Raw genomic sequence first — 25,515 nt, forward strand, 5'->3', positions numbered from 1 at the left:
GATGTCCCAGAAGCCGAAGCCGTCGCACGGTCTCACCGCCTGCCCGGACTGCACGGAACCCCTTGAGCCGGGTGACAGGTTCTGCGGGGCCTGCGGCTACGACCTGACGGCCGTACCGGTCGCCGAGGCCGAGCCGGACCGCCCCACCGTGGTCATCGGCGCCCCTGTCGCCTGGCCGGACGCCCCTCCCCGGGACCCCGGTTCGCTGTCGACCCTGACCCAGCATCCGGGTGACCTCCCGGGCACCGACTCCGGTGGCCGTGACCTGCCCACGATGGCGGTCCGCACGGACGGGCCGTCCGTGCCGCCCGTCGCCGCCGGGGAGACGACGACGGGCAGCGGGGACTTCGAGCTGGCCGCTCCGGACCCGCGCGCGGCCGTACGGACGGACCCGGCCCCTCCGCCCCCCGCAGCCCCGGCGCACCCCGTGCCCCCGGCCCCCGCGGCTCCGGCACCGGCGGCTCCGGCCGCGCCCGCCGCACCGGCACAAGCACCGGCACCGGCACCGGCCGTCGAACCCGCTCCCGCGTCCGGTTCCGCTTCCGATTCCGGTTCCGCGCTGTGCGTGGCCTGCCGGGCCGGGCGGGTGGACACCGACGGCTACTGCGAGAACTGCGGACACGCGCAGCCCCGCGAGCGCGACCACATGGAGCGGGAGCTCGAAGGGGTCGCCGCCGTCAGTGACCGGGGGCTGCGCCATCACCGCAACGAGGACGCGTTCGCCGTCTCGGCGACCACGCTCCCCGACGGCTCCCCCGCCACCCTCGCCATCGTCTGCGACGGCGTGTCCTCGGCGACCCGCCCCGACGAGGCCTCCGCCGCCGCGGCCGAGGCGGCCGGCGCCTCGCTGCTCGCCGCGCTGCCCCGGGGCGTCCACCCGCAGCAGGCGATGCACGAGGCCATCGTGGCCGCCGCCGAGGCCGTCAACTCCCTCGCGGAGGAACCCGGTCAGGACGGGTCGGAGCACGATCCGCACCGCCACCGCAACGCCCCGGCCTGCACCATCGTCGGCTCCGTCGTCGCCGACGGCCTGCTGATCGTGGGCTGGGTCGGCGACAGCCGTGTCTACTGGGTGCCGGACGACCGGGCCACCCCGGCCGCCCGGCTCACCGAGGACGACTCGTGGGCCGCGCAGATGGTCGCGGCGGGCCTGATGAACGAGGCGGAGGCGTACGCGGACGAGCGGGCGCACGCGATCACCGGCTGGCTCGGCGCCGACGCGTACGAACTGGAGCCGCACACGGCCGCGTTCAAGCCGGACCGGTCCGGTGTGGTGGTGGTCTGCACCGATGGCCTGTGGAACTACGCGGAGGGCGCCGACGACATGGCGCGGGTCGTCCCGGCCGACGCGTCGGGCCGCCCGCTGCACAGCGCCCAGGTCCTGGTCGGACACGCCCTGGACGGCGGAGGCCACGACAACATCACGGTCGCGCTCGTGCCGTTCACCGTCGATCCCCAAGGGGCAGGATCCGCCTGAGCGGCCGCCGATCCCCGTCCCCTTCACCGCTGTTGTCCGAGGAGCAGTAACAGATGGCGAAGTTCTCCAAGTCGACCGTGCCGCAGTTCTCGGTGGACGTCTACCAGAACGAGTTCCTGCCCGAGGGCGGCCGGGACGTGAGCGCGATCGTCACGGTCACCTCCACCGGGGGCGGCACCGGCGGCCTGCGGCCGCTCGCCCCGGCGGGCGCCGGCGCGGCCGGGGTCGTGATCATGGTCGACTGCTCCGGCTCGATGGACTATCCCTCCACCAAGATGCGGGGCGCCCGGGAGGCGACGGCCGCCGCCGTCGACACCCTGCGCGACGGCACGTCCTTCGCCGTCGTCGCCGGTACGCACGTGGCGAAGGAGGTCTACCCGGGGAACGGCCGGCTCGCCGTCGCCGACGCCCGTACCCGGGCCGAGGCCAAGGAGTCGCTGCGCCGGCTGAGCGCCGGCGGCGGCACGGCCATCGGCACCTGGCTGCGGCTCGCGGACCGGCTGCTCTCCTCCGCCGAGCTCACCATCCGGCACGGCATCCTGCTGACCGACGGCCGCAACGAGCACGAGTCGCCGGAGGAGCTGCGGGCCGCGCTCGACAGCTGCGCGGGCCGCTTCACCTGCGACGCGCGCGGGGTCGGCGCCGACTGGGAGGTCAAGGAGGTCACCGGGATCGCCTCGGCGCTCCTCGGCACCGCCGACATCGTCGCCGACCCGTCCGCCCTCGCCGACGACTTCACCACGATGATGGAGAAGGCGATGGGCAAGGGCGTCGCGGACGTCGCCCTGCGCCTGTGGACTCCCGTCGGGGTGGAGATCGCCTTCGTGAAGCAGGTGGCGCCGACGGTCGAGGACCTGACCGGGCGGCGCACGGAGGCCGGACCCCGCGCCGGGGACTACCCGACGGGCTCGTGGGGCGACGAGTCCCGCGACTACCACGTGAGCGTCCGGGTGCCGCAGGCCGTGGTCGGCCAGGAGATGCTCGCCGCCCGGGTCTCCCTGATCGCGCCGGACCCGCTGGGCGGCGACCCGAAGCCGCTGTCCCAAGGACTGGTACGGGCGGTGTGGACGGACGACCTGGCGATGTCGACCTCGATCAACCCGCAGGTCGCGCACTACACGGGTCAGGCCGAGCTCGCCGATGTCATCCAGCAGGGTCTCGATGCCCGCAAATCGGGCGATCACGACGGCGCGACGGCCAAATTGGGCCGCGCCGTGCAGCTGGCGGCGGCGTCCGGCAACGCCGATACGGCGAAATTGCTTTCGAAGGTGGTCGACGTGGTCGATGCGGCGACCGGTACTGTGCGTTTGAAGGCGAAGGTCGCGGAAGCGGACGAGATGACACTCGAGACCCGCTCCACCAAGACCGTTCGCGTCAAGAGGTAGCCCGGCCAGCGGGCCGGACGACGAGAGGGGGAAGCACCGACATGCCTACCTGCCCGAACGGACACCAGTCGGTCTCCGACGACTGGTGCGAGGTCTGCGGCCATCGCATGGCCGGGGCGGGTGCGCCGACGGGTGCCGTACCGCCGCCTCCCCCGCCGCCGCCCCCCGCGTACGGATATCCCGGCCCCGGCCGGCCCTCGTCGGGCCCGCCGCCCGGCGCGCCCGACGGTCCCGGCGGCTACGGCGGCCCCGGTGCGCCCGGTGCGCCCGGTGGCTACGGCGCCCCCGACGCCCCCGGAGGCTACGGCGGCCCGGGTGGTCCCGGTGGCCACGGTGCCCCGCCCGCTCCCGGCGGCTTCGGTCCCGGCGGCGACCCGAACGCGACGGCCCAGGCGGAGCTCTGCCCGCAGTGCCGTACCCCGCGTGAGCACATGGCGCCGTTCTGCGAGGAGTGCCGCTGGAACTTCCTCACGAACACGGCCACCTCCTACACGCCGGTGGCCCCGCAGAACGTCCCCTCCGCGCAGCGCCAGCCGGGCCCGCCGCCCGGTCTCAACCTGCCGCCGGGCTTCCAGTCCACGCCGCCGCCCCCGCAGGGCGGGCAGCAGCCGCCGCACGAGTCGTTCGACTACCAGGGTTCGCGGCCCTCGCAGGTGAACCGCCCGGCGGAGCCGCTGGGCGGCGACCCCACGCACCACCAGGCGCCGCCGCAGCGCCCGCCTGCGCAGCAGCCCCCCGTGCAGCAGCCGCCTGCGCCCCCGGCGTACCTCCAGGCCCCGGCGGCTCCGCCGGCCGCACCGGCCCAGGCCCCGGCGCCGCCCGCGCCGCCGGGACCCCGCGCGGACGACGACTGGCTCCTGCCGCCGCCGTCCCAGCACCAGGCGCCCCCGCAGCACCAGGCACCGCCGCAGCCCCCTCAGCACCAGGGGCCGCCCCCGCAGCACATGGGTCCGCCGCCCCAGCAGCACCAGGGGCAGGGGCCGTACCAGCAGCAGGGACCGCCGCCCCCGCAGCAGCAGTTCCAGCCTCCGCAGCAGCCGCTGTCGTGGACCGCGGTCATCGGCCCGGACCGTGACTACTTCATGGCGATGATGCAGCGCAGCGGTCCCGAGGCCGGGGGCCTGAACCTGCCCGCGTACTCGCCGGACAAGCACCTGCCGCTCCAGGGCAACCAGATCTCCATCGGCCGCCGCCGGCATTCCACCGGCGAGTCCCCCGACATCGACCTGTCGGTGCCGCCGGAGGACCCGGGCGTCTCGCACCAGCACGCCGTGCTGGTGCAGCAGCCGGACGGCTCGTGGGCGGTGGTGGACCAGAACTCCACCAACGGCACCACGATCAACGGCGGCGAGGAGCCGATCCAGCCCTACGTGCCGGTCCAGCTCCAGGAGGGCGACCGGGTGCACGTCGGCGCCTGGACCACGATCACCATCCGTCGGGGCTGAGCCGCGGCACGCCTCACGCACCGGCCAGTGGCCAGGCGTACGGCCCCTCGGGGTCGTCCAGCCAGGCCCACTGGCGGTCGCCCCCGACCGTCACACCGAAGCGCTCCCGCTCCGGCCGCCCCTCGCGCAGCCAGAGCGAGAGCGCTTCGTTCCTGTCCAGGGCCCGGTCGACCAGGCCCCAGCAGAAGCGGAAGCGCTCGTCCCCCGCGGGACCGTGGCGCGGGACCCGGCCGGCGACGCCCCGGAGCGCCACGAAGTAGGCCGAGGTCTCCAGGAACCGTCCCTCCGCGTGGGTGACGTCGTCCACCCGCAGCAGCAGGAGCCCGGTGGAGAGCGGGGTGAGGACGAGGGCACCGGCCGCGCACTGGGCGAGCCAGGGGTACGGGACCGAGGGGACCGCGCAGGTGGCCACGATCCGGTCGTAGGGGGCGCGCTCAGGACAGCCGCGGGCGCCGTCGGCGGCGATCACCGCGGGCCGGTATCCGGCGGCGGCCAGATGGGTCCGGGCGGACTCGGCGATCTCCTCGTCCAGATCGACGGTGGTGACGTGCTCCTCGCCGAGGCGGTGGCAGAGCAGGGCCGCGTGATAGCCGGTCCCGGCACCGATCTCCAGGACGCGGTGGCCGTCGCGGACGTCCAGGGCCCGGAGCATCAGCGCCATCAGGGAGGGCTGGCTGGCGGAGGAGACCAGGTCCCCGTCCCGTACCCGGGTGGCGATCGCGGTGTCCTCGTACGCCCCGCGCAGCCACTGGTCCCGCCGTGCGGGATCGGGGTCGCCGGACCAGAGCCGCTCGTAGCCGCCGGTCCCGGGGACGTAGTAGTACGGCACGAAGAGATGGCGCGGGACCTCGGCGAAGGCGTCCCGCCAGGCGGGGTCGGTCAGCTCACCGTCCGCCTCGATCACCCGCACGAGCGCCCGTCGCTCCCGCGCACCGGCCTCGGCGAACTCGTCCCGCGGCTCACCCATGCCTCCACTCTGCCGCCGCCCGGCGGCCCCGGCGAGCGGTCCTGGGCCTCAAGTCCTAGGACGGGTCATCTGAGACGATGGAACGGTGAACGAGATTCCCGGGGAAACAGTGCAGGAGCAGACCTTCTACGAGCAGGTCGGCGGCGAGGAGACCTTCCGCCGTCTGGTCCACCGTTTCTACGAGGGTGTCGCGGGGGACCCGCTGCTGCGCCCGATGTACCCGGAGGAGGACCTCGGACCGGCCGAGGAGCGTCTCGTGCTCTTCCTGATGCAGTACTGGGGCGGCCCCCGCACGTACAGCGACCACCGCGGCCACCCCCGCCTGCGGATGCGCCACGCACCGTTCACCGTGGACCAGGCGGCCCACGACGCCTGGCTCCTCCACATGCGCACCGCCCTGGACGAGCTCGGCCTGGCCGCCGAGCACGAGAAGGAGCTCTGGCGCTACCTGACCTACGCGGCGGGCTCGATGGTGAACACGGCCGGCTGACGGCCCCTCACCCCTCGGACGGACACATTCCGGAGCCGGAACCCCGAATATCGGTCACGATCCCATCAAGGTGGGCCCGCAAGCGGTTTCCAGCGGCACATGCACTCTGAAAGCATCCGAGAGAAGTTTCGGGAGCGTTCGGTACGCGTTCGACGTGCGCACCGTGATCAGGGTGGCCAGGGGGATGGGTGACGGGGTTCGTATTTCTGCGTGTCAGGGCGCACCGGCTGCTGCTCTCCGCGGCGCTGCTCGCCGTGCTCCTGACGACCTCGGTGCTCGCCACCCTCGCCTCGTTCTCCGGGGCGATCGGGGACGCCGCGCTCCAGGCCGGCCTGCGGGGCAGGTCGGCCGTTGCGGCCTCGCTGCTCGTCAGCGGGCAGGTGCCCCCCGCCAAGCGGGCCGGTGCCGAGGAGACCGTCCGCGAGGGGATGCGGAAGAGCTTCGACGGGCTGCCCGTGACCGTACGGCGCCTCGAACGCTCGGGGCCGTACGCCCTGCCCCGGAGTCTCCAGCCGCCCGCCGCCCGTAAGGGCGACCCCGACCTCACCCACTTCGCCGCGCTCGACCGCTCCCGGCTCTCCCTCGTCAAGGGCGCCTGGCCCTCGGCCGCCCTGACCGCCGGCGTGGTCGAGACGGCGCTGCCCGAGGAGGCCGCCCGACGGCTGAAGGTCGCTCCCGGGGCCGTGCTCGACCTCGTCGACCGGCTCGACGCCAAGAAGGTGAAGGCCCGGGTCACCGGCGTCTACCGGCCCACCGACACCGCCGACCTGTACTGGCAGCTGGATCCGGCCGGGGGCCGCGGGGTACGGACGGTCGCGTTCACCAGGTACGGGCCGCTGCTCGTCGACCCGGCCGTCATGACAGCCGGCGCGCTGACCACCGGCGAGACGTCCTGGCTGGGTTCCGCCGACTTCACCGGCTTCACCACCGACCGCATCGACGCCCTGCGCGCCACCGCGACCGAGGGCCCGAAGGCGCTGGCCGACGCAACCGACCGGTTCGGTACGACGATCACCGCGTCCACCGCGCTCCCGGCCGTCCTGGAACAGACCCAGAGGTCCCTGCTCGTCTCCCGCTCCACCCTGCTGATCGTCGCCGTCCAGCTGATCCTCCTCGCCGCGTACGCGCTGCTGCTCGTCGCCCGGCTGCTCAGCACCGAGCGGTCCGGGGAGACCGCGCTGCTGAGGGCGCGCGGCGGTTCGCGCCGCCGGATCGCCGGGCTCGCCGCCGCCGAGGCGCTGCTGCTGGCCCTGCCCGCCGCGATCGCCGCCCCGCTCCTGTCCGAACCGCTGACCCGGCTGTTCGCCGAGCGGTCCGAGCTCTCCTCCCTCGGCGTACGGCTCGACGCCGCCCCGTCGCTCCAGGTGTGGCTGGTCGCCGCCGCCGTGGCCCTGTGCTGCGCCGCGGCCGTCGTCGCGCCGGCCCTCGCCGCCGGGGACGGCTCCGTCGTCTCCCTGCGCAAGGCCCGCTCGGCCTCGCTCCCCGGTCCCGTACGGGCCGGCGCGGACCTCGGTCTGCTCGCCGTCGCCGCCGTCGCCTACTGGCAGCTTCAGCGGCCTGGTGCCTCGGGCGGCACCCTCGGCGCGGACGGGGACGGCGGAGGCTCCATCGACCCGGTGCTCGTCGCCGCGCCCGCCCTCGCCCTGCTCGCCGGGACCGTGCTGACGCTCCGTCTGCTGCCGCCCGCCGCCAAGCTGGCCGAGCGGCGCGCGGCCGGCGGGCGCGGTCTCTCCGCCGCCCTCGCCGGCTGGCAGTTCAGCCGCCGTCCGCTGCGCGGCGCGGGACCGGTCCTGCTGCTCGTCCTCGCCGTGGCGATGGGCATGCTGGCCATCGGACAGAGCGGCTCGTGGGAGCGTTCGCAGCGCGACCAGGCCGACTTCCGCGTCGGCGCGGCCGTCCGCGTCCTCGCCGCCGGCCCCGGCGAGCCCACCGAGACCGAACAGCTGGGGAGGATTCCCGGCGTCCGCGCCGTGGCCCCCGTGCACCGCACCACGATGGACCTGACCGGGAAGAACGCGACCGTCCTGGCCGTGGACACCCGCAACGCCGCCGACGGCATGCTCCTCCGCTCCGACCTCACCGAGGTCCCCGCCCGCTCCCTCCTCTCCCCGCTCGCCCCCAGGGCCACCACCCGCCCCGGCCTCCCGCTGCCCGCCGGCACCCGGACGCTCACCGCCGATCTGCGGCTCGCCGAACCGAAGGTCGCGGCCCGGGTCACGGCGGTCCTGGAGGACCCGAACGGCGTCCCCTACCGCCGGTCCATGGGACCGCTGCCCGCCGACGACCGGACGCACCGGCTGACCCTGGACGTCGGCGCCATGACCGCGGACCCCGGCGGCACCGGGGGCGACCGGGGCTCCGGCGGGCTGCTCACCCTCGTCGGTCTTGAGTTCTCCGGAGAGATCACCGCCGACGCGAAGGGCACCCAGACCCTCCGCGTGGAGCGGTTCGGTGTCGTCGGCGCGGACGGCGGCGAGAAGGTCCACGCCCCCGGGACGGTCCTCGAGCCCTGGACGCACTCCTTCGAGCAGACCGAGCAGGGCGACCCCCAGAACCCCGTCCCCACCTCCGGCGTGCCCGGCGCCGCCGGCCCGGGCGGCCGCCCCGCCCCGTACGTCCTCACCTTCGCCGTCTCCGGCACGCCCCTGAGCGAGATGTTCTGGTCGGCGGAGGAGTACGTCGTCCGTATGAAGGCGCCCGGGCCCAAGCCGCCGGGCCACCTCTCGGCGGTCGCCACCCGGACCTTCATGACGGCGGCCGGCGCCGCGCCCGGCGACCTGATCGAGGTCCCCCTCGGCGGCCGTCGCGTCGACGTCACCGTCGACCGCGTCGTCGACGAACTGCCCACCACCGGCCCCGGCGCGCAGACCGCGTCCGCGACCAGCCCGGTCGCCACCCCCGAGGACGGCGGCACGCTCCTCCTCGACCTGGCCTCCGTCAACCGGTACCTGTCCACCGACGAGGCCTCGACCGTGGCCGCGAGCGAGTGGTGGCTGACCGTCGAACCCGGCCGTGCCGACGACGTCGCCGTCGCCCTGCGCGCCCGGCCCAACGCGGACCCCTCCCAGGTCCTCGTACGGGACGAGATCGCCGCCGAACTGCTCGGCGACCCGCTCGGCGCGGGCCCCAACGCCGCCCTGATGGCGGTCGCGGCCGCCGCCGCCGCGCTCGCCGCCGTCGGCTTCGCGGTCGGCTCGGCAGGCGCGATGCGGGAACGGTCCGCCGAGTTCGGCGTCCTGCGGGCGCTGGGCGCACCGCGCCGCCGCCTCGCCCGGCTGATCGCCGCCGAACAGGGGCTCCTCATCGTCATCGGCCTGCTCGTCGGCATCGGGCTCGGCGCCGTCCTCGTCAGAGCCGTCGTCCCGCTCGTGGTCCTGACCGGCCAGGCCGCCCGGCCCGTACCACCGGTCCTGGTCGAACTGCCCCTCGGTCAGGTGGGGCTGCTGCTCGCCGGGGTCGCCACGCTGCCGCTCGCCATGGTCGCCGCGATCGCCCTGCGGCGTACCGACCCGGCCGTGACCCTGCGCCACCAGGGGGAGAACTGATGTCGGGCACCGCCGGGGAGCACCCGGACGAGGGCCCGCACCGGAAGAAGACCCCCGACACCCCCGCCGTACGCAGGAAGGCACCCGACATGTCCCGGTCCCGGTCGCCCCGGTCCGAGAAGCCTGCCCGCGCCGTCGCACCCTGGGTGCGGACCCGGCTGCGGACCGCGCCCTGGGCCGCCGCCTCCCTCGCCGCCCTCGTCCTCGCCACCGCCTATCTCGCGGCCGCGCTGCCACGCGCCGTGGACGCGTACGAGACCGAGGGGCTGCGGCACGACATCCGGACCGCCGCACCCCGCAACAGCGTCCTCGAACTGACCGCCGAGCCGCCGGGCCTCGAACTCGACCTGCCCGTACGCGAGGCGGGCCTGGCCCCGGCCGTGCTCCGGAAACAGCGGGACGAGGCGCGCGCCCTGCTGCCCGAGCCGCTGCGAACCGACCCGGAGCAGACCGTCCACGGCCTGCGCACGGTGAAGCGGGTCGACGGGCTCGACCCGTGGCTGCCGCGGCCGGACGGCATCTCCCCCGAGCTCGTGCTCTCCTCCCCGTCGGGCCTGACGGAACACACCGCGCTGCGCGAGGGCCGCCTTCCCGCGGGCACGGCCCGTGCCCCGGAAGCGGTGGTGACCGTCAAGACCGCCGAGGCCCTGCACCTGAAGCCCGGCTCCGTCGTGCACGTGCCCGGCCGGGTCAGCGCCGAACCCATCGCCCTGACGGTCACCGGGATCGTCGAGCCCCGCAGCCCCGAGAGCCCTTACTGGGCGGTGGAGCCGCTGCTCCGCACCCCGGTGCTCGCCCCCCTGGTCGGCGACGAGATCAAGTACTACTGGCAAGGAGCGCTGCTGCTCTCCCCCACCTCGGCACCGGCGGTTCTCTCCACCACCGGTGAACCGGAGGTCTTCTTCCGGTACCTGCCCACCGTCGGGCACCTCACCGGGCGGGACGCCGACCGGCTCGGCGCGGCGCTCGACTCGGCGGCCGGCGGCCCCGATCTGGTCAGGCTGCGCCAGGTCGTGGGACCCACCGGCGCCCTGACCACCGAGCTCGACTCGATCGTCGACTCCTACGGCTCGATGCGCGGGGCGATCGAACCGGTCGTGGCCGTCGCCGTCTTCGGCATCGGCGCGGTCGCCGCGGTCGTCCTGGCCATGACCGGTGGACTCTTCGTCGCCCGCCGGGACAGCGAGCTGGCCCTGATCCGCTCCCGCGGCGCCTCGCTCACCGGCATCGGGCTGCGGCTGCTCGGCGAGACCTCCGCGGTCGCCGTGCCGGCCGCGGCGCTCGCACTGGGACTCGCGGTGGTGACGGTACGGGGGCCCGACGGCGGGTCCGGTGGGACACCACTGCTCCCCTCGGTCCTCGCCGCCTCCGCCGTCGCCCTCGTCGCGATGCTGGTCCTGCCGCTGCGGGCCGTCGTCGTGCACCGCCGCCCGCGGCTGCACGGCGGTCGCGACGACCTGCTCACCGCCCGCCCCTCCCGGCGCCGCACGGTCGTCGAACTCACCCTGCTCGTCCTGGCCGTGGGCGCGGTCGCCTCGCTGCGGCTCCGTGGCACCGGGGACTCCGGGGACCATCTGGTGAGCGCCGCCCCGGTGCTCGTCGGCCTGATCGCCGCCATGGTGCTCGTACGGATCTATCCGCTGCCCCTGCGCTGGGCGGCCCGCCCGGCCCGCCGGTTGCGCGGGGCCGTCGGCCCGCTGGCCCTGGCCCGCGCCGGACGCACCTCGTCGGCGGGCACACTGCCCCTGCTCGCACTCGTCCTCGCGCTGACCACGGCGGCCTTCGGCGGCTCCGTCCTGGCCGGCGTCGCCGACGCCCGCGACCGGGCCGCGCTCCTGGCGACCGGCGCGGACGCCCGGATCGACGGCTCGGCCGAGTGGACCCCGCTGCCGGCCGGCCTCACCGAGGCGGTGCGCGGGACGGCGGGCGTACGGGACGTGGCACCGCTGCAGATCGAGTACGGGGTGTCGTTGCCGTCCCCCCACAGCACTTCGGCCCAGCCGATGAGCTCGGCGCTCGTGGGCGTCGAGCCCGACTCGTACACCCGGCTCGCGCAGCGGACCGGTTTCGGCCCGTTCCCCGCGGCGCTGCTCGCCTCGACGGGCAAGGGCGGCAAGGAGGTCGCGGCGGACACGGAGCGGGTGCTGCCCGCGATCGCCTCGCCGTCGGTCGCCGAGCGGCTCGGCGGCGAACCGCAGGAGGTCGTGACGGCCGCCGGAGTGTTCCGGGTGAAGGTCGTCGCGGTCCGGTCGAACACCCCGGCCCTGTCCGGCGCCGACTTCCTCCTCGTCAACGGCGCCGATCTCACCCACCGGGCGAACACGGCACTGCTCGTCACGGGCCCGGAGGACGGCGCCACGCTGCGGGCCGCGGTGCGGGCGAAGTCCGACGACCTCCTGGTGTCGATGCGGACCGAGGAGCGGGCCGGCTACGTGGACTCGCCGCTCCAGTCGGGCGCCGAACGGATGTACCTCGGCGCGATCGGCGCGGGCGCCGGGTTCGCCGTGGTGGCCGTGCTCCTCTCGCTCATGCAGAGCGCGCCGGAGCGGACCACGCTCCTCGCCCGGCTGCGGACGATGGGCCTGACCCGCGCGCAGGGCCGGCGGCTGCTCGGTCTGGAAGCGCTGCCGCAGGCGGTGCTCGCCGCGATCGGCGGCACGCTCGTCGGCTGGGCGACGGTGCCGCTGCTCGCCCCGGGCATCGACCTGTTCCGGCTCGCGCTGGCGACGACGCCGGGCTTCGCGCCGCTGGACAGCGCGCCCCTGCGGGCCGACCCGTGGTCGCTGGTGGTACCCGCGATCGCGGTCGTCCTGATCACGGCGGTGGCGGCGGCCGGACAGGCCTGGTGGGCGGGGCGCAGGGGCTCGATCAAGGAACTCAGGGCAGGAGACGCACGATGACGAAGACCGACACGTCGAGCCGGTCCGGTGCGGCGCGGGCCGCCGCGGACACCACCACCCTGGAGGAGCTGGAGCGGCGGGCGACGGCGCACCGCGACCGGCCCTCGTACGGTCATGACGCGCTGATCGCCTGCGACCGGCTCGTCCGGATCTTCACCACGGACGGGGTGGAGGTACAGGCCCTCCAGGGGCTCGACCTCCTGGTGAAGGAGGGCGAGTTGATGGCGCTGGTCGGAGCGTCGGGCTCCGGCAAGTCGACGCTCATGAACATCCTGGCGGGTCTGGACGTGCCGACCGCCGGCGCGGCCCGGGTCGCCGGCTGCGACCTGCTCGCCATGGACGGCAAGGCGCGGCTGCGCTACCGCCGCGAGGTCGTCGGCTTCGTCTGGCAGCAGACCGCGCGCAATCTCCTCCCCTATCTGACGGCCGCCCAGAACGTGGCCCTCCCGATGCAGTTGAAGGGCCGCGCGAAGCGGAAGGCGGAGCGCGCCGAGGAGCTCCTGGCGATGCTGGGCATCGCGGACGCCCGCGACCGGCGGCCGCACCAGCTCTCCGGCGGCCAGCAGCAGCGGGTGGCGATCGCGGTGGCCCTCGCCAACAACCCCTCGGTGCTCCTCGCCGACGAGCCGACGGGCGAGCTGGACTCGGCCACCGGCGAGCAGGTCTTCGCGGCCTTCCGCCGCGCCAACGAGGAACTGGGCACGACGATCGTGATCGTCACCCATGACCAGGCGGTCGCCTCCGAGGTGCGCCGCACGGTCGCCATCCGCGACGGGCGCACCTCCTCGGAGGTCCTGCGCCGTACGGAGGTCGACGAGCAGGGCATGGAGTCGCTGGTGGCGCGGGAGTACGCGATGCTCGACCGCGCGGGCAGGCTCCAGCTCCCGGCCGAGTACACGCAGTCCCTCGGCATGGAGCACCGGGTGGCCCTGGAGCTCGAACAGGACCACATCGGGGTGTGGCCGGACGACGCGGAGCGCTGAGCAACCGGGGAGGCGCCCGGGACGTCCCACCCATGAGGGGGTGATGTCCATGTCATCTACGGGTGCGGGGCGTTCCGGCGGTACGGGGCGTACCCGCGGTGCGGGGAGTCCCGGCGGTACGGGGAGTCCCGCGGGCGCCGGAACCTGGGCGGCCACGGCCCTGCCCGCGGTCGGCGTGGTGGCGGTCTACGCCTGGGCGGCCTGGTCCTTCGGGTCCGCGTCGGCGCCGTCCACCACCGTCGCGGTCTCGGTCGGCGGGGCGGTCGTCCTCGTCGCGGCGGTCGCGTACTACCTGCTCGTCGACGGGGTCATGGGTCTCTGGGGCGCGCTGGCGCTGGTCGGCGCGCTGCTGCTGACGGTCGGCGTCGCCGACCGCACGGCCTCGCGCGGGGCGGTCGCGGACTGTGTCGTCGTGAAGGTCCACGAGGAGCGGCACGTGTCGGTCGGCGAGGGAGGCGGCGAGCGGACCGTGTACCGCCACACCCTGCGCTGTCCCGGCGGCTATCCGTCGGACCTCGCGGAGGACCGCCGGGTCGCCCCGGACGGCGGGGAGGTCCGGATCGCCTACGATCCGCGGCGCCGGGTGGCACCGGCGGTGGAGGGCGCGTCCCTGCCGTGGGGCCAGGGATTCCTCGCCGTGCTGCTGCTCGCCGTCGCGACGGCGGGGGCGCGGCGGTTCAGCCGAGCGGGCCGGTGGGACCGGGAGGCTCCCGCAGGGCCATGAGCCCGGCGGCGGTGGGCCGGAAGCCGCACCGCTCGTGGAACGCGGTGAGGTGGGGTTCGAAGTCCACGTGCAGCCAGTGCGCGCCGCGCTGCCGGGCGGCCTCCGCGGCGGCCCGTACGAGGGTGACGCCGAGCCCCCGCCGGCGTTCGTCGGGGTGGACGGTGGTGTCGAGGAGGAAGGCGTGCACGCCGCCGTCGCCGACGACGTTCACGTACCCCACGAGGGTTCCGGCGCGGCGGGCGGTGACCCGGAGGAGGCTGCGGGCGAGGACGGGACCGAAGTCGGTGTCCCGGTGCCCGGGCCAGGCGGCGCGGAAGAGGACGTTGAGCTCCTCGCCGGTGAGCGGCCCGTCGACCTCGACGACCGTGTCCGTCACGCGGAAGGACCGGGGGTGACGCTCAGCGACATGGGCACCGTACGGAGGGCGATCGAGCCGTACGGGGTGCGGAGCCGCAGCCAGGGCCCGGAGGCGAACAGGGCGACGGGCGCGCCGGTCTCGGCCGGCGGCAGGAACCCGAGGGACTGGGCCGCGTGCACGGCGCGCAGCGGCAGTCCGGTGGGGCCGAGAGTCCTGGACCAGATCTCGCGGCCGATGCGGTCGCGCTCGGCCCTGGTGCGCCGGTCCTCGGACAGTTCCTCGTCCCGCGCCCGGAACTCGGCGACGGCCGCGGCGACCGCGCCGCGCATCTCGGCGGCGTCCGGCAGCCCGTCGACGGGCCGCCAGCCGGCCTGCGGCGGGAGGACGCCCGCCCACGGCGGCCCGGTCACGGAGTCGGGGACGACCGCCTTGCCCGCCGACTCCTCGATGCCTTCGAGGAGTTCACCGGCGGAGACGGTGACGTCGAGGTCCACGGCGTCGACGAGTCGCGCCGTACGGATCGCGAGCACGTCGAAGGACGGCGGCCGGCCGAAGACGGCCAGCGCTCCGCCGCCCGCCCGGAGGCGGACGGCGGCGGCCCGGTCGTAGTGGACCAGCCGGGTCAGGAAGGCGGCGAGGGCCGCCGCCTCCCTGGCGTCTGCGAAGTGCAGCGGCGCGAGCACGGTCATGCTGCGGACGTCATCCCGTCGTCGACGTACTCCTGGAGGAACTCGCGCTCCTCGGCGGAGATCCGGCGCGGTCGCTGCGCCTCCAGATCGAAGGGCACGACGACCGTGGACGCCCGTACGTAGGTGACCTCGGGGTCCTTGATCTCGTACGCGATCGTCAGCGACGCCGCGCCTATCTTCGTGACCCACGACTCGATGGTCACCGGCTGGTGCCGGTGGACCAGCGGTCGCACGTAGTCGATCTCGTGCCGGGCCACGACGGACCCGCCGGAGAACGAGGGGGAACCGTCCCCCGGCGCGAGCCGGAACATGAAGTCGATCCGCGCCTCTTCCAGGTACCGCAGGAAGACGACGTTGTTGACATGCCCGAAGGCGTCCATGTCCGACCAGCGCAGGGGACAGCTGTAGATGTGGCGCACGCTCAGCCTCGGGTCAGCTTCTTGTACGTGGCACGGTGCGGACGGGCCGCGTCCGGGCCGAGACGCTCGACCTTGTTCTTCTCGTACGACTCGAAGTTGCCCTCGAACCAGTACCACTTCGACTCACCCTCGTACGCGAGGATGTGCGTCGCCACCCGGTCCAGGAACCAGCGGTCGTGGGAGATGACCACGGCCGCACCCGGGAACTCGAGCAGCGCGTTCTCCAGCGAGGAGAGGGTCTCGACGTCGAGGTCGTTGGTGGGCTCGTCGAGGAGCAGCAGGTTGCCGCCCTCCTTGAGCGTGAGCGCCAGGTTCAGGCGGTTGCGCTCACCACCGGAGAGGACACCGGCCGGCTTCTGCTGGTCCGGGCCCTTGAAGCCGAAGGCGCTGACGTACGCGCGCGACGGCATCTCGACGTGGCCGACGTTGATGTAGTCCAGCTCGTCCGACACGACGGCCCAGAGGGTCTTCTTGGGGTCGATGTTGGAACGGGTCTGGTCGACGTAGCTGATCTTGACGGTCTCGCCGATCTTGACCGTGCCCGAGTCCGGGGCCTCCAGGCCCTGGATCATCTTGAACAGCGTGGTCTTGCCCGCGCCGTTCGGGCCGATGATGCCGACGATGCCGTTACGGGGCAGGGTGAAGGACAGGTCGTCGACGAGGACCTTGTCACCGAACGCCTTGGAGAGGTTGGTGACCTCGACGACGATGGAGCCCAGACGCGGGCCCGGCGGGATCTGGATCTCCTCGAAGTCCAGCTTCCGCATCTTGTCGGCCTCGGCGGCCATCTCCTCGTAGCGGGCGAGGCGCGCCTTGGACTTGGTCTGCCGGCCCTTGGCGTTGGAGCGGACCCACTCCAGCTCTTCCTTGAGGCGCTTGGCGCGCTTCTCGTCCTTGCGGCCCTCGACCTTGAGGCGGGCGGCCTTCTTGTCCAGGTACGTGGAGTAGTTGCCCTCGTACGGGATCGCGCGGCCGCGGTCGAGCTCGAGGATCCACTCGGCGACGTTGTTCAGGAAGTACCGGTCGTGCGTGACGGCGACGACGGCGCCCGCGTACTTCGAGAGGTGCTGCTCCAGCCAGTTCACCGACTCGGCGTCGAGGTGGTTGGTGGGCTCGTCGAGGAGGAGCAGGTCCGGGGCCTCGATCAGCAGCTTGCAGAGCGCCACCCGGCGCTTCTCGCCACCGGAGAGGTTGGTGACCGGCCAGTCGCCGGGCGGGCAGCCCAGCGCGTCCATGGCCTGCTCGAGCTGCGCGTCGAGGTCCCAGGCGTTGGCGTGGTCCAGGTCCTCCTGGAGCTTGCCCATCTCGTCCATGAGCGCGTCCGAGTAGTCGGTCGCCATGAGCTCCGCGACCTCGTTGAAGCGCTTGAGCTTCCCCATGATCTCGGCGGCGCCGTCCTGGACGTTCTCCAGAACCGTCTTGGCCTCGTCCAGCTTCGGCTCCTGCATGAGGATGCCGACGCTGAAGCCCGGCGTCAGGAACGCGTCACCGTTGGACGGCTGCTCGAGGCCGGCCATGATCTTGAGAACGGTGGACTTACCGGCACCGTTCGGGCCGACCACACCGATCTTCGCACCCGGCAGGAAGCTCAGCGTCACGTCATCGAGGATGACCTTGTCGCCGTGCGCCTTGCGCGTCTTGCGCATCGTGTAGATGTACTCAGCCAAGAGAAACCGTCCGGCTAGGAGTGAGTGGGCAGATACACCCATCTTGCCTGACCGGCGCCCCCGGGCGGAAACCGGCAAGGGGCCGACGGCGGGTCCGCGAGGTCCGCGGCGGCGGCGTACCGGGCGGTAGGGGGCGGAATCGGGGCCCGGACGTGCGACGACCCCGGACGCGGATGCGGTCCGGGGTCGTGCGGGGTTCACGCGGTGATCACGGTGTGACGCGGATCACTCGGTGAGGTCGGGCGCCTTCCCGGTGCCGGCGGGGCCGGCACCGGGGGTCGGGCCTCAGGCGCCGGCGGTCTTCTTCTTGCGGAGGAAGAACACCGCGCCGCCACCGACCACGACGAGCGCGGCGGCGATGCCGGCGATCATCGGGGTGGCGTTGGAGCTGCCGGTCTCGGCGAGGTCGCCGCCACCGGTGGTGCCGGTCGTGCCGCCCGTGGTGTCACCGGTCGTGGGACCGGAGGTCGACGGGGAGGGCTCGGTCGAGGGCTCCGTGGTGGGGGTCTCGGACGGCTTCGGGCCGGGGGTGGCCGTCTTGCAGTCCAGGACGCCCTCGAAGGTCTCCTCGAAGCCGTTCGGGCCGGTGATGGTGAACTTGTACGCCTCGTCCTCGGCGAGCGGGACCGTCACGGTCTTCGTCTCACCGGGGGCGATGGAGTACGAGGTGCCCTTCAGGTCGAAGGTCCAGGCCTCGTCGCCCTTGTTGGAGGCGATGATCTCCAGGCCGCCCTTGGCGCAGTCCTTGGCGACCGTGACGGCCGGGACAGCACCCTTCTTCGCCCACGTGGCCGAGGCCTCGGCGGTGACGGTCGACTCGCTGGAGCCGGCCAGGATCAGGGTCTGGGACGGGCCGTCGATGGAGACGAACGCGCGGCCCAGGGAGACCTTGGTGGCGGCTTCGGCGGTCAGAGCGGCGGTGCCGTCGGCGGTGCCGGCGGCAACGTCGAAGTAGACCTGGTCGCCGTTCTTGGCCTCGGTGACGGGCTTGCCGTCCTTGTCCACGATCTTGACGCCGGCCGGGGTGCCCGGGGCGGTCGTCAGCTTGGCGATCTGGGCGTTGGTGGAGACGGTGATCGGGCCGAGCCGGTCACCGGCCTTGCCCGCGACCGAGGACGGGGAGAGCGAGAGGGAGGCCTTCGGCTCCTCGAGCTTGACCGCGTCCTTCAGCAGCTGCTCGGTCAGCTTCTTGGCGTCGTCGCTCTTCGGGGTCGCCGTGACGTCGTCGGAGAGGGTCCAGATGGCGGCCTGGGTGGCCGCCGCGGCCTCGTTCTTCGAGAGGTCGACGCCGAGCTTCTCACCGAGGGTCTCGGCGGAGAGCTTCGGGTAGCCGTTCTCCAGGATCCAGAGGATCTTTCCGGCGTTGTCGTTGTTGTGCAGGGAGGACTCGTCCCAGCCGACTTCCTTGTAGTCGAAGTCGTGCTTGGCCGGCGTCCGAAGGTCGATGCAGTAGGTCTGGAGAGTTCCCCCGCCCTCGACCTGCATCTTGAAGAGGCCGCCCTGGACGCCCCACTTCGAACCGTTCTTCTCGACGATCTCGACCGAGTCACGATCGGTCATTCCGCCGAGCTTCGCCGTCACACCTCCGGTGCCCGGGGCACCGTCGTCGGCCAGCGCGGGACCGGCGGTCGCTATCGCTCCGGCCATGACAAGGCCGGAGACAAGCGTGGCGGCGGCAAGGCGAGCAACGCCTCGCCCACGAACTGAAAACATTGCATTCCCCTCCGAGGCGGGCAGCTCCGCGAACTTGGTCGATTCGCGTGGGGGGAGCGCACGCCAGCAGATCACAGACCCGATGGGCTCACGTGCCACATGAGTACCCGGGAATCCTAGGGATGCGGAACCCCCCGGTGCCCGGCCATACGGTCAGATAACCATTCCGACTCGTAATCGTTATCCGGCAGGGCGAGTTGGTCGACAAATCGGCACAACTCATGGTCAGGGAACGGTCACCAACCGAGTTGTCCCCTCGGTGGCGGCGTCCGCGGCCGCCACCGTCCACGGGTCCCGCCCCGGTGCCGGGCCGAGCTCCGGCCCCGCGTCCCGCCCCTCGTCCCACAGTGTCCCGCGCCCTCCACCCGCATCTGACGCGGGCTCCGAACCGGGGTCCTTCCTTGGCTCCGACCAGGGCTCTGACCTGGGATCGGACCGGAAATCCGACCTGGATTCCATCTTCGCCGCGCGCCGGAAGGCCGCCGTCCCCCTGCTCAGGTCATGGCCCACGGCCAGCGCCGCCACGTCGACGAAGGTCTTGCGCTGCCCGTCCCTTTCGTCCTCACGCACCCTCAAGCGGCCGTGCACCACGAGCGGTTCCCCGACCGAGACCGAGGCCGCGAGATTGGCTCCCAGTGAGCGCCAGGCCGACACCGTGTAAAAACTGGTCGGCCCGTCGGACCAGAGACTCTTCTCCCGGTCCCAGCGACGCGCCGACACCGCGAAGCGGAACCGGGCCACCCCGCCCGTGGCCGTGTCCCGGTACTCCACCGCCGTCGCCACATTGCCGACGAGCGTCACCGTCGTGTCGTTCATGGTCCCGTCCCCCACCCTGCGTTCGGTCTGCTGTCTTCTTCCGTTTCGCAACCGGTTCACGACCGGTCCGCACCATCGTGGAACGGAAAGGAGAATCCCGCCGGGGGCTGTGGACGGCCACGGAGAAGTGGACAACTCCCCCACCCGGAAGGGTGAACCGGAAGGGTGAGGCGGCAGGGTGAGGCGGAAGGGTGAGGCGGCAGGGTGAGGCGGCAGGGTGAGGCGGCAGGCTGGGACGACAGGCCCGCACTGCGGGCCGAGACGACAGGCCCGGCAAGGCAGGCTGAGGCGGCGGGCATCGCGACCCACCACCCCACCGCCCGGCTACCTCCCCCGAATCCCCGTCCGGGTCGCACCCGGTCGGCCCGCCCCGGCACGGCCCCCGCCGACGATCCGTGCCGAGGGCCGCGTACCGACCACCGTCGCGTACTGCTCGCGCACCTCCCGGTAGCGCATCAGTTCCGCGGCCACCGGGTCGAGCACCCGGGCCCGGCCACAGGCCGCCGCCGCCTCGCGCAGGCGGCGTTCGGCCTCCTGCCCGTACCGCCGTGCCGGGCCCTTGACGGCTCCCTCGCAGGCCCATTCGACGAGCGGCCCGCCGATGATGCCGCCGACCATCACCAGGACCGGCGGGAGCAGCCCCGGTTCGACGAGGCCGATGATCTGCCCCACCAGCCACAGCGCGCCGAAGATCTGCAGGAGCGTCATCACGACCTGGGCGAGGACGGCGGCGGGCCACCAGGCGGGCCGGGGCGGGCGGGCCGCCGCGTCGCCGATGGTGACCGTCAGCTCGTCCAGGGCCTCGGGGAGCCCCTCGGCCCCGCGCGCCGCCGCCTCGCGCACCGCCTGCGCCCAGGGCGTCGGCAGTCCGCGCGAGGCCTCGTCGGCGACGATCCGTACGGCCTGCTCCACCCGCTGGCGTGCCGTCAGCTCGTCCTCGGCCGGGGTGGTGAGGTGCGGGTCCGTGGAGCCGTGCTCGCGGATCCGCTCGTACCAGCGGTAGAGCCGTAGCCAGGGGGTGCCGCAGGCGCGGATGGCGCCGCGGCGCCAGACCCGTTCGGCGGCCTCGCCCGCGGCCTGGGCGCCGACGGCGACCGCGAGCCGGTCCGCGAAGGCGTCCCGGGCCCGCTCGTCGAGGCCGGGCCGTCCGTCGGCGAGATAGGCGGGGCGCAGCCGGGCGGCGGCGGCGTCGACATCGGCGGCGAGCCGGCGTTCGGGAGCGGTGCGTTCCTGGACGAATCCGGCGACCATGTCCCGCAGTTCGGGGACGCCGTCGCCGGTCAGCGCGGAGACCGCGAGGACGGTGGCGCCGGGTTCGCCGTGCTCGCCGAGCGCGACGCCGTCCTCGTCGAGGAGGCGGCGCAGGTCGTCGAGGACCAGGTCGGCGGCCTCCGTACCGAGCCGGTCGATCTGGTTGAGGACGACGAAGGTGACCTCGGCGTGCCCGGCGAGCGGTCGGAGGTAGCGCTCGTGGAGGGCGGCGTCCGCGTACTTCTCGGGGTCGACGACCCAGATGACGGCGTCGACGAGGCCGAGGACCCGGTCGACCTGGTCGCGGTGGGCGGTGACCGCCGAGTCGTGGTCGGGCAGGTCGATGAGGACGAGTCCCTGGAGTTCGGTGTCGGCGGCGCCGCCCGCGAGGGGGCGGCGCCGCAGCCGGCCGGGGACGGCGAGCCGGTCGAGCAGCCCGGCGGCGCCCTCGGACCAGCTGAGAGCGATGGGCGCGGAGGTGGTGGGGCGGCGGAGTCCGGTCTCGGAGACGGGGACGCCGGCGAGGGCGTTGAAGAGGGTGGACTTGCCGCTGCCGGTGGCGCCGGCGATGGCGATCACGGTGTGCCGGGAGGAGAGCCGCTGTCGCGCGGCGGCCTCGTCGAGCACCCGCCCTGCCTCGGCGAGGGCCTCGCTCTCGACTCTCGTGCGGGAGAGTCCGACGAGTTCGTGGAGGGCGTCGAGGCGGCTGCGGAGGGGTCCGCCGTAGTGCCCGCCGAGGGGCGGCAGGGTGTCCTCCTCGCGCGGGCCGGTCTCCTCCGGAGGGGAGTCGGCGACGGCGGCCCGACGGCTCACGCGGCGCGCGATGAGCCCGTCGTCCCAGGGGACGCGGTCGCCGCCCTGCTCGGGCCCGGGACCGGGTCCGCCGTGCTGGGACCCGGGGCCCGGTCGGCCCTGCTCGGACCCGGGGCCCGGCCCACCCTCCCGACCCCGACTGCTCTCCCGGTCCCGATCGATCCCACGGCCGTCCGCACGGCCGTCCCCCCGGTCGGCTCCGCTCTCGCGGTCTCCGTCGCCCCGCCGCCTCCTGCCGCCGTCCGCACCCGGACCGGCATCGCCTTCGACGTTCACCACGTCACTTCTCCTTCTGCAGTACGGAGAGCGCGGCGATCAGCTCCGCCTGCGGCTCGGGGGTCACGTCGAGCGCCTGGAGGGGCGCGAGGCGCCGGTCGCGTTCGGCGTGCAGGACACGGTCGACGTACATGAGGACGAGTTCGCCGCCCTTGTCGCGCAGCCGCAGGGCCGCCTGGGCGCCGAGGAGTTCGGCGAGGCGTTCGCCCGCGGGCCGGGTGCGCCGGCCGCCGAGGAGGGCGGCGGCAAGGAGGGCGGCGACGGTGTCGGCGTCGGGCAGGGCCGTACGGGAGGTGGAGGGGCGCTCCACGGTCCGCACCTCCTCCTCGGCCAGTTCTTCGAGGACGCGGCGCCAGCGCCGCACCTCCACGCCGATCCGCTCCGCCGCCTCGCGGTCGCCGCCGGGCGGCACGGGGCCGAGGGCCTCGGAGGCGGGCTCGCGGCGCCACTTCTCCCGGACCTGCTCCTCGGCGGCGGAGACGGCGCAGTGGAGGAGGGCCGCGAGGGACTCGACGATGGCGTCGAGGAGTTCGTCGGCGGTGCTGTCGCGGGGGTAGCCGCGCCAGCGGGTGCGGGCGTCCCCGGCGAGGACGGCGCCGCGGCCCAGCTCCTTGCGGACCCGCTTGGCCTGTTCGCCGTACGCGGCCTCGACGGCGCCGCCGAGACGGACGGCGGCGGCGTACTGCGTGGCGACCGCGGCGGCGAGCTCGGGGAGTCGGGTGTCGAGGGAGTCGATGACGCCGGTGGCGGTCCGGTCGGCGGCCTGCTGGCGGGCGGCGGGATCCTGGGCGCGGTGGGCGAGCCAGCCGCGCAGGGCGGCGACGGCGGAGTCGGGGAGCAACCCGCTGCCGCCGTCGGCGGACTCGGGGAGCTCGGGGATGGTGAAGCGGGGAACGTCGCCGAGGCCCGCCTTGTCGAGCAGCGCCTCGTACTGGCGGGAGACCTCGCCGATGACCTGGTGGGGGACGCGGTCGAGGACGGTGACGAGGGTGGCGTCGTACTCCTTGGCGGTACGGAGGAGGTGCCAGGGCACGGCGTCGGCGTACCGCGACGCGGTCGTGACCATCACCCAGATGTCGGCGGCGCAGATCAACTCGGAGGCGAGGAGCCGGTTCTCGACGACGAGGGAGTCGATGTCGGGCGCGTCGAGGAGGGCGAGTCCCCGGGGCATGGAGGAGGCCGTCTCGACGCGCAGGGCGTTCTCCTCGGGGAGCGGCTCGTCGGCGGGGTGGTCCTGGTCGGCCTGGGGCAGCCAGACGCGGGTGAGCTGGGGAAGGACGCGCATCCCGGCGAACCAGTGGTGGTCCTCGGGGTGGCAGACGAGCACAGGTGTGCGGGTGGTGGGCCGGAGCACGCCCGACTCGCTGACGCGCCGTCCCACAAGGGAGTTGACGAGTGTGGACTTGCCGGCCCCGGTGGATCCGCCGATGACGGCGAGGAGCGGGGCGTCGGGATCCTTGAGCCTGGGCACCAGGTAGTCGTCGAGCTGGGCGAGCAGCTCGGCTCTGGTCTGCCGGGCGCGTGGTGTGTCGGGAAGGGGCAGGGGGAGACGCACGGCGGCGACACGGTCGCGCAGGGCGGAGAGTGCGTCGATCAGCTGAGGCCGTTCGTCCAAGGTCACCACATGCGAAGAATGCCCAATTTATGAGTGTTTTTGAAGCCTATTACGGCCCTGCGCGCCGAAGAGAGGGGTGGTGACCGGAAGCTCAGGCATAACGAGTGCACAACACCCGCCCCGAGCGGTGCGAAAAGCGCTGCGCGAATCGCACCTGCCTGCGATTATCGTTCCGCTTCACCGAACCTCCACATCGTGCCACGCAGGTGAAGCAACCGGGCCAAGGGGATCGGAGCCCTATCCTTGTCCCGACAGGCCACACCCCACCCAAAAGGGGCTCCTGGCCACACGGCCACCACCCGGCCCCCGTAGCTCAGTGGATAGAGCAGGTGCCTTCTAAGCACTTGGCCGCAGGTTCGAGTCCTGCCGGGGGCGCTCCGCGATAGACCCTCCTTCGGGAGGGTCTTTTTGCTGGTCGGGGGCGCGCTCCGGGACCTGTTCCGGAGACGGCAGGGCTGGGCGGCTCCCCCGCCCTCTCGGCCTCGGCCGCGGTCGCCGCCGGGGCGTCGGCGTCGAGCCGGTTCGTCAGGCAGGTGTGCCGGAGATCGTCCACGCGCCGCCCGAGCGGGGGCCCGAACTCGTACCGGGTGGGCGCTTCCCTCTCCATGAAAAGCACTGTTCGAACGGCTTCGCCCGGGCCAGGATGCGGTCATGCGACGCCCCGACCTCTCCTACGACCAGCCCTCCGCCATCGGCGCGCTCATGCACCTCGACGCCCGGCTGGGCGCCGATCGGGCCTCCCGATTCCTGGCTGCGGACGGCCTCTGGCACCAGTGGATCGACGGACCGCCCCACAAGGAGCACCACACCACCCCGGACAACTATCGCGGAGCCATCGACGAACTGTGCGGCTTCGTCGACGAGAGCGCCGAGCACTGCCCGCCGAGGTGTCGGACACGGATGTGATGATCCGCCGCATGACCACCTGGCTGCACAGCACCGACTTCGCCCGCTACGCGCTCATCCCGGAGGAGATCCTTCCGGCATGGGAAGGGACCGAGGCGGACGAGGTGATCGACGCGTACGTCTCGGCGCTGCGGCCGGCGGGCCACGACATCCTCACTCTCGGCGCCGAGCCCCTGTCCGTCACCTGGATCGCCGAGTCCCTCACGTTCGCACGCTGGTGCCATGCCGACGACGACACGGGGCTGATCCCGGCCGTCCACGCCGCCGCGACCGCGGACGGCTGGAAGGACGTCCTCTCCCTGACACTCGGAGGCCGATACGTACTGGCCGACGCCGCCTACGAGGCGGACAGGATCCTCGCCTCGCTGCGGGACGCGCACCGACCGGCGGAGGCACTTCGTGTCGAACTGCCACCGGGCCGCTACCGCGTCCAGTCCCTCACCATCGATCCCGACCCGAACACACGGTTCATGCTGGACCGGTTGCTGCCCGAATAGTCGGTCGGCTCGCAGGTCCTCCCTCTGATGGGATGCGGTCATGTACTACGGCGACCTCAGCCCCTACGCCTACTCCACCCCGGAGGAGGGCGACAACTTCACCGAAGTCGAGACCGGCACGCGGTTCGTCACCGCCCGGTGCGCCTACCAGCGTCTCAACGTCGGCTGGCTGGAGACGGGACGGCCCTGGACGGCCGGTCCGGCACCCGCGGAGTTCACCTCCAAGCTGCTGACGGTGCTGAAGACGCAGGGCGTGAACGAGACCCTCGGTCTCCACGAGTGCGACCTGTGCGCCGAACCGCTCGACGACGCCCACCCCTGGGACGTGCCCCGGCCGGGGCACCGGCGCGCGAGCGCCGGCACGGGCGAGATACGGGTGCCCGGGGCGCCGGGAACGGCCTACGCGGCCCCCTCTCTGATCGGGCACTACGTCCTCGACCACAGCTACCTGCCGCCCCGGGAGTTCATCGACGCCGTCCTCGCCTTCGACCTCCGGGACCGCTCGACCGCCTACCCCTGGATCGCGTTCCCCTGGATCCCCGACGACGACGAGCTGTACGACGCCGCGAACGAGTGACG

The 25,515-nt window shown here is 73.6% G+C and carries 20 protein-coding genes and 1 tRNA gene; 12 read left to right on the forward strand and 9 right to left on the reverse strand.

The features are described 5' to 3' along the window. Position 1 precedes the first annotated feature (1 nt). Genes IE311_RS01615 through IE311_RS01625 form a run of 3 tightly spaced genes read left to right on the forward strand, consistent with a single transcriptional unit; the run spans position 2 to position 4,307 of the window. Complete coding sequence (locus IE311_RS01615) at positions 2-1,477, forward strand: PP2C family serine/threonine-protein phosphatase (protein WP_189829665.1); 1,476 nt, start codon at positions 2-4, stop codon at positions 1,475-1,477. 53 nt (positions 1,478-1,530) lie between these two features. Beyond that, positions 1,531-2,862, forward strand: a complete 1,332-nt coding sequence (locus IE311_RS01620; protein ID WP_189829666.1) for a vWA domain-containing protein — start codon at positions 1,531-1,533, stop codon at positions 2,860-2,862. A 41-nt stretch (positions 2,863-2,903) separates the two neighbouring features. After that, on the forward strand, positions 2,904-4,307 hold the full coding sequence (locus IE311_RS01625; protein WP_189829667.1) for an FHA domain-containing protein: 1,404 nt from the start codon (positions 2,904-2,906) through the stop codon (positions 4,305-4,307). Positions 4,308-4,320: 13 nt separating this feature from the next. On the opposite strand, the gene IE311_RS01630 is transcribed toward IE311_RS01625, so the two are convergent. After that, on the reverse strand, positions 4,321-5,274 hold the full coding sequence (locus IE311_RS01630; protein WP_189829668.1) for a methyltransferase domain-containing protein: 954 nt from the start codon (positions 5,272-5,274) through the stop codon (positions 4,321-4,323). An 85-nt stretch (positions 5,275-5,359) separates the two neighbouring features. Between IE311_RS01630 and IE311_RS01635 the strand changes: the two genes are divergently transcribed. The 5 genes from IE311_RS01635 (at position 5,360) to IE311_RS01655 (ending at position 13,916) form a co-directional block, all read left to right on the forward strand. Further along, the gene (locus IE311_RS01635; protein ID WP_189829669.1) at positions 5,360-5,764 is read left to right on the forward strand and encodes a globin; all 405 of its coding nucleotides are present in this window, start codon (positions 5,360-5,362) and stop codon (positions 5,762-5,764) included. 188 nt (positions 5,765-5,952) lie between these two features. Beyond that, positions 5,953-9,309, forward strand: coding sequence for an ABC transporter permease (locus IE311_RS01640; RefSeq protein WP_189829670.1), 3,357 nt, complete (start codon positions 5,953-5,955; stop codon positions 9,307-9,309). Further along, positions 9,309-12,209: an FtsX-like permease family protein gene (locus IE311_RS01645; protein ID WP_409351065.1), complete on the forward strand. Its 2,901-nt coding sequence runs from the start codon at positions 9,309-9,311 to the stop codon at positions 12,207-12,209. The genes IE311_RS01640 and IE311_RS01645 overlap by 1 nt, the downstream gene beginning before the upstream one ends. Beyond that, positions 12,206-13,192 carry an ABC transporter ATP-binding protein gene (locus IE311_RS01650; RefSeq protein ID WP_189829671.1) on the forward strand — a complete coding sequence of 329 codons (987 nt, stop codon included), beginning with the start codon at positions 12,206-12,208 and terminating at the stop codon, positions 13,190-13,192. The genes IE311_RS01645 and IE311_RS01650 overlap by 4 nt, the downstream gene beginning before the upstream one ends. Before the next feature lie 49 nt (positions 13,193-13,241). Next, positions 13,242-13,916 carry a hypothetical protein gene (locus IE311_RS01655; protein WP_189829672.1) on the forward strand — a complete coding sequence of 225 codons (675 nt, stop codon included), beginning with the start codon at positions 13,242-13,244 and terminating at the stop codon, positions 13,914-13,916. On the opposite strand, the gene IE311_RS01660 is transcribed toward IE311_RS01655, so the two are convergent. The 8 genes from IE311_RS01660 to IE311_RS01695 form a co-directional block, all read right to left on the reverse strand. After that, the gene (locus IE311_RS01660) at positions 13,870-14,292 is read right to left on the reverse strand and encodes a GNAT family N-acetyltransferase (RefSeq protein WP_189829673.1); all 423 of its coding nucleotides are present in this window, start codon (positions 14,290-14,292) and stop codon (positions 13,870-13,872) included. The two genes, IE311_RS01655 and IE311_RS01660, sit on opposite strands and share 47 nt — an antisense overlap. Continuing rightward, a complete protein-coding gene (locus IE311_RS01665) occupies positions 14,289-14,963 on the reverse strand; it encodes a hypothetical protein (RefSeq protein ID WP_189829674.1) in 675 nt (224 codons plus the stop codon). Before IE311_RS01665 ends, IE311_RS01660 begins: the two co-directional genes overlap by 4 nt. Beyond that, on the reverse strand, positions 14,960-15,382 hold the full coding sequence (locus IE311_RS01670; protein ID WP_189829675.1) for an acyl-CoA thioesterase: 423 nt from the start codon (positions 15,380-15,382) through the stop codon (positions 14,960-14,962). The genes IE311_RS01665 and IE311_RS01670 overlap by 4 nt, the downstream gene beginning before the upstream one ends. 2 nt (positions 15,383-15,384) lie before the next feature. Next, complete coding sequence (gene ettA / locus IE311_RS01675; protein WP_189829676.1) at positions 15,385-17,049, reverse strand: energy-dependent translational throttle protein EttA; 1,665 nt, start codon at positions 17,047-17,049, stop codon at positions 15,385-15,387. Between the two features lie 285 nt (positions 17,050-17,334). Beyond that, entirely contained in the window at positions 17,335-18,762 is a 1,428-nt protein-coding gene (locus IE311_RS01680; protein WP_189829677.1) for an LAETG motif-containing sortase-dependent surface protein, read from the reverse strand. A gap of 225 nt (positions 18,763-18,987) precedes the next feature. Further along, on the reverse strand, positions 18,988-19,578 hold the full coding sequence (locus IE311_RS01685; RefSeq protein ID WP_189829678.1) for a single-stranded DNA-binding protein: 591 nt from the start codon (positions 19,576-19,578) through the stop codon (positions 18,988-18,990). Between the two features lie 324 nt (positions 19,579-19,902). Continuing rightward, positions 19,903-21,654: a GTP-binding protein gene (locus IE311_RS01690; RefSeq protein ID WP_373313736.1), complete on the reverse strand. Its 1,752-nt coding sequence runs from the start codon at positions 21,652-21,654 to the stop codon at positions 19,903-19,905. A gap of 268 nt (positions 21,655-21,922) precedes the next feature. Continuing rightward, positions 21,923-23,533: a dynamin family protein gene (locus IE311_RS01695; RefSeq protein ID WP_189829926.1), complete on the reverse strand. Its 1,611-nt coding sequence runs from the start codon at positions 23,531-23,533 to the stop codon at positions 21,923-21,925. Positions 23,534-23,835: 302 nt separating this feature from the next. Between IE311_RS01695 and IE311_RS01700 the strand changes: the two genes are divergently transcribed. The 4 genes from IE311_RS01700 to IE311_RS01715 all read left to right on the forward strand — a co-directional run bounded on the left by IE311_RS01700 (position 23,836) and on the right by IE311_RS01715 (position 25,513). Further along, positions 23,836-23,908 (forward strand) — tRNA-Arg (locus IE311_RS01700). A 276-nt stretch (positions 23,909-24,184) separates the two neighbouring features. Then, positions 24,185-24,439 (forward strand): DUF6000 family protein, encoded by a 255-nt coding sequence (locus tag IE311_RS01705; RefSeq protein ID WP_189829679.1) that lies wholly within the window; start codon positions 24,185-24,187, stop codon positions 24,437-24,439. A gap of 11 nt (positions 24,440-24,450) precedes the next feature. Beyond that, the gene (locus tag IE311_RS01710; protein WP_189829680.1) at positions 24,451-24,936 is read left to right on the forward strand and encodes an Imm21 family immunity protein; all 486 of its coding nucleotides are present in this window, start codon (positions 24,451-24,453) and stop codon (positions 24,934-24,936) included. Positions 24,937-24,976: 40 nt separating this feature from the next. Then, a complete protein-coding gene (locus IE311_RS01715; protein WP_189829681.1) occupies positions 24,977-25,513 on the forward strand; it encodes a DUF7919 family protein in 537 nt (178 codons plus the stop codon). Positions 25,514-25,515: the final 2 nt, after the last annotated feature.

The organism is Streptomyces zaomyceticus, from assembly GCF_014656215.1.
GTDB classification, from domain to species: domain Bacteria; phylum Actinomycetota; class Actinomycetes; order Streptomycetales; family Streptomycetaceae; genus Streptomyces; species Streptomyces zaomyceticus.

Coding starts and splice junctions, on each gene's coding strand:
- IE311_RS01710 (WP_189829680.1), top strand. CDS start 24,451: ATGACCACCTGGCTGCACAGCACCGACTTCGCCCGCTACGCGCTCATC.
- IE311_RS01625 (WP_189829667.1), top strand. CDS start 2,904: ATGCCTACCTGCCCGAACGGACACCAGTCGGTCTCCGACGACTGGTGC.
- IE311_RS01680 (WP_189829677.1), bottom strand. CDS start 18,762: ATGTTTTCAGTTCGTGGGCGAGGCGTTGCTCGCCTTGCCGCCGCCACG.
- IE311_RS01655 (WP_189829672.1), top strand. CDS start 13,242: ATGTCATCTACGGGTGCGGGGCGTTCCGGCGGTACGGGGCGTACCCGC.
- IE311_RS01645 (WP_409351065.1), top strand. CDS start 9,309: ATGTCGGGCACCGCCGGGGAGCACCCGGACGAGGGCCCGCACCGGAAG.
- IE311_RS01615 (WP_189829665.1), top strand. CDS start 2: ATGTCCCAGAAGCCGAAGCCGTCGCACGGTCTCACCGCCTGCCCGGAC.
- IE311_RS01705 (WP_189829679.1), top strand. CDS start 24,185: ATGCGACGCCCCGACCTCTCCTACGACCAGCCCTCCGCCATCGGCGCG.
- IE311_RS01665 (WP_189829674.1), bottom strand. CDS start 14,963: ATGACCGTGCTCGCGCCGCTGCACTTCGCAGACGCCAGGGAGGCGGCG.
- IE311_RS01685 (WP_189829678.1), bottom strand. CDS start 19,578: ATGAACGACACGACGGTGACGCTCGTCGGCAATGTGGCGACGGCGGTG.
- IE311_RS01630 (WP_189829668.1), bottom strand. CDS start 5,274: ATGGGTGAGCCGCGGGACGAGTTCGCCGAGGCCGGTGCGCGGGAGCGA.
- IE311_RS01715 (WP_189829681.1), top strand. CDS start 24,977: ATGTACTACGGCGACCTCAGCCCCTACGCCTACTCCACCCCGGAGGAG.
- IE311_RS01650 (WP_189829671.1), top strand. CDS start 12,206: ATGACGAAGACCGACACGTCGAGCCGGTCCGGTGCGGCGCGGGCCGCC.
- IE311_RS01620 (WP_189829666.1), top strand. CDS start 1,531: ATGGCGAAGTTCTCCAAGTCGACCGTGCCGCAGTTCTCGGTGGACGTC.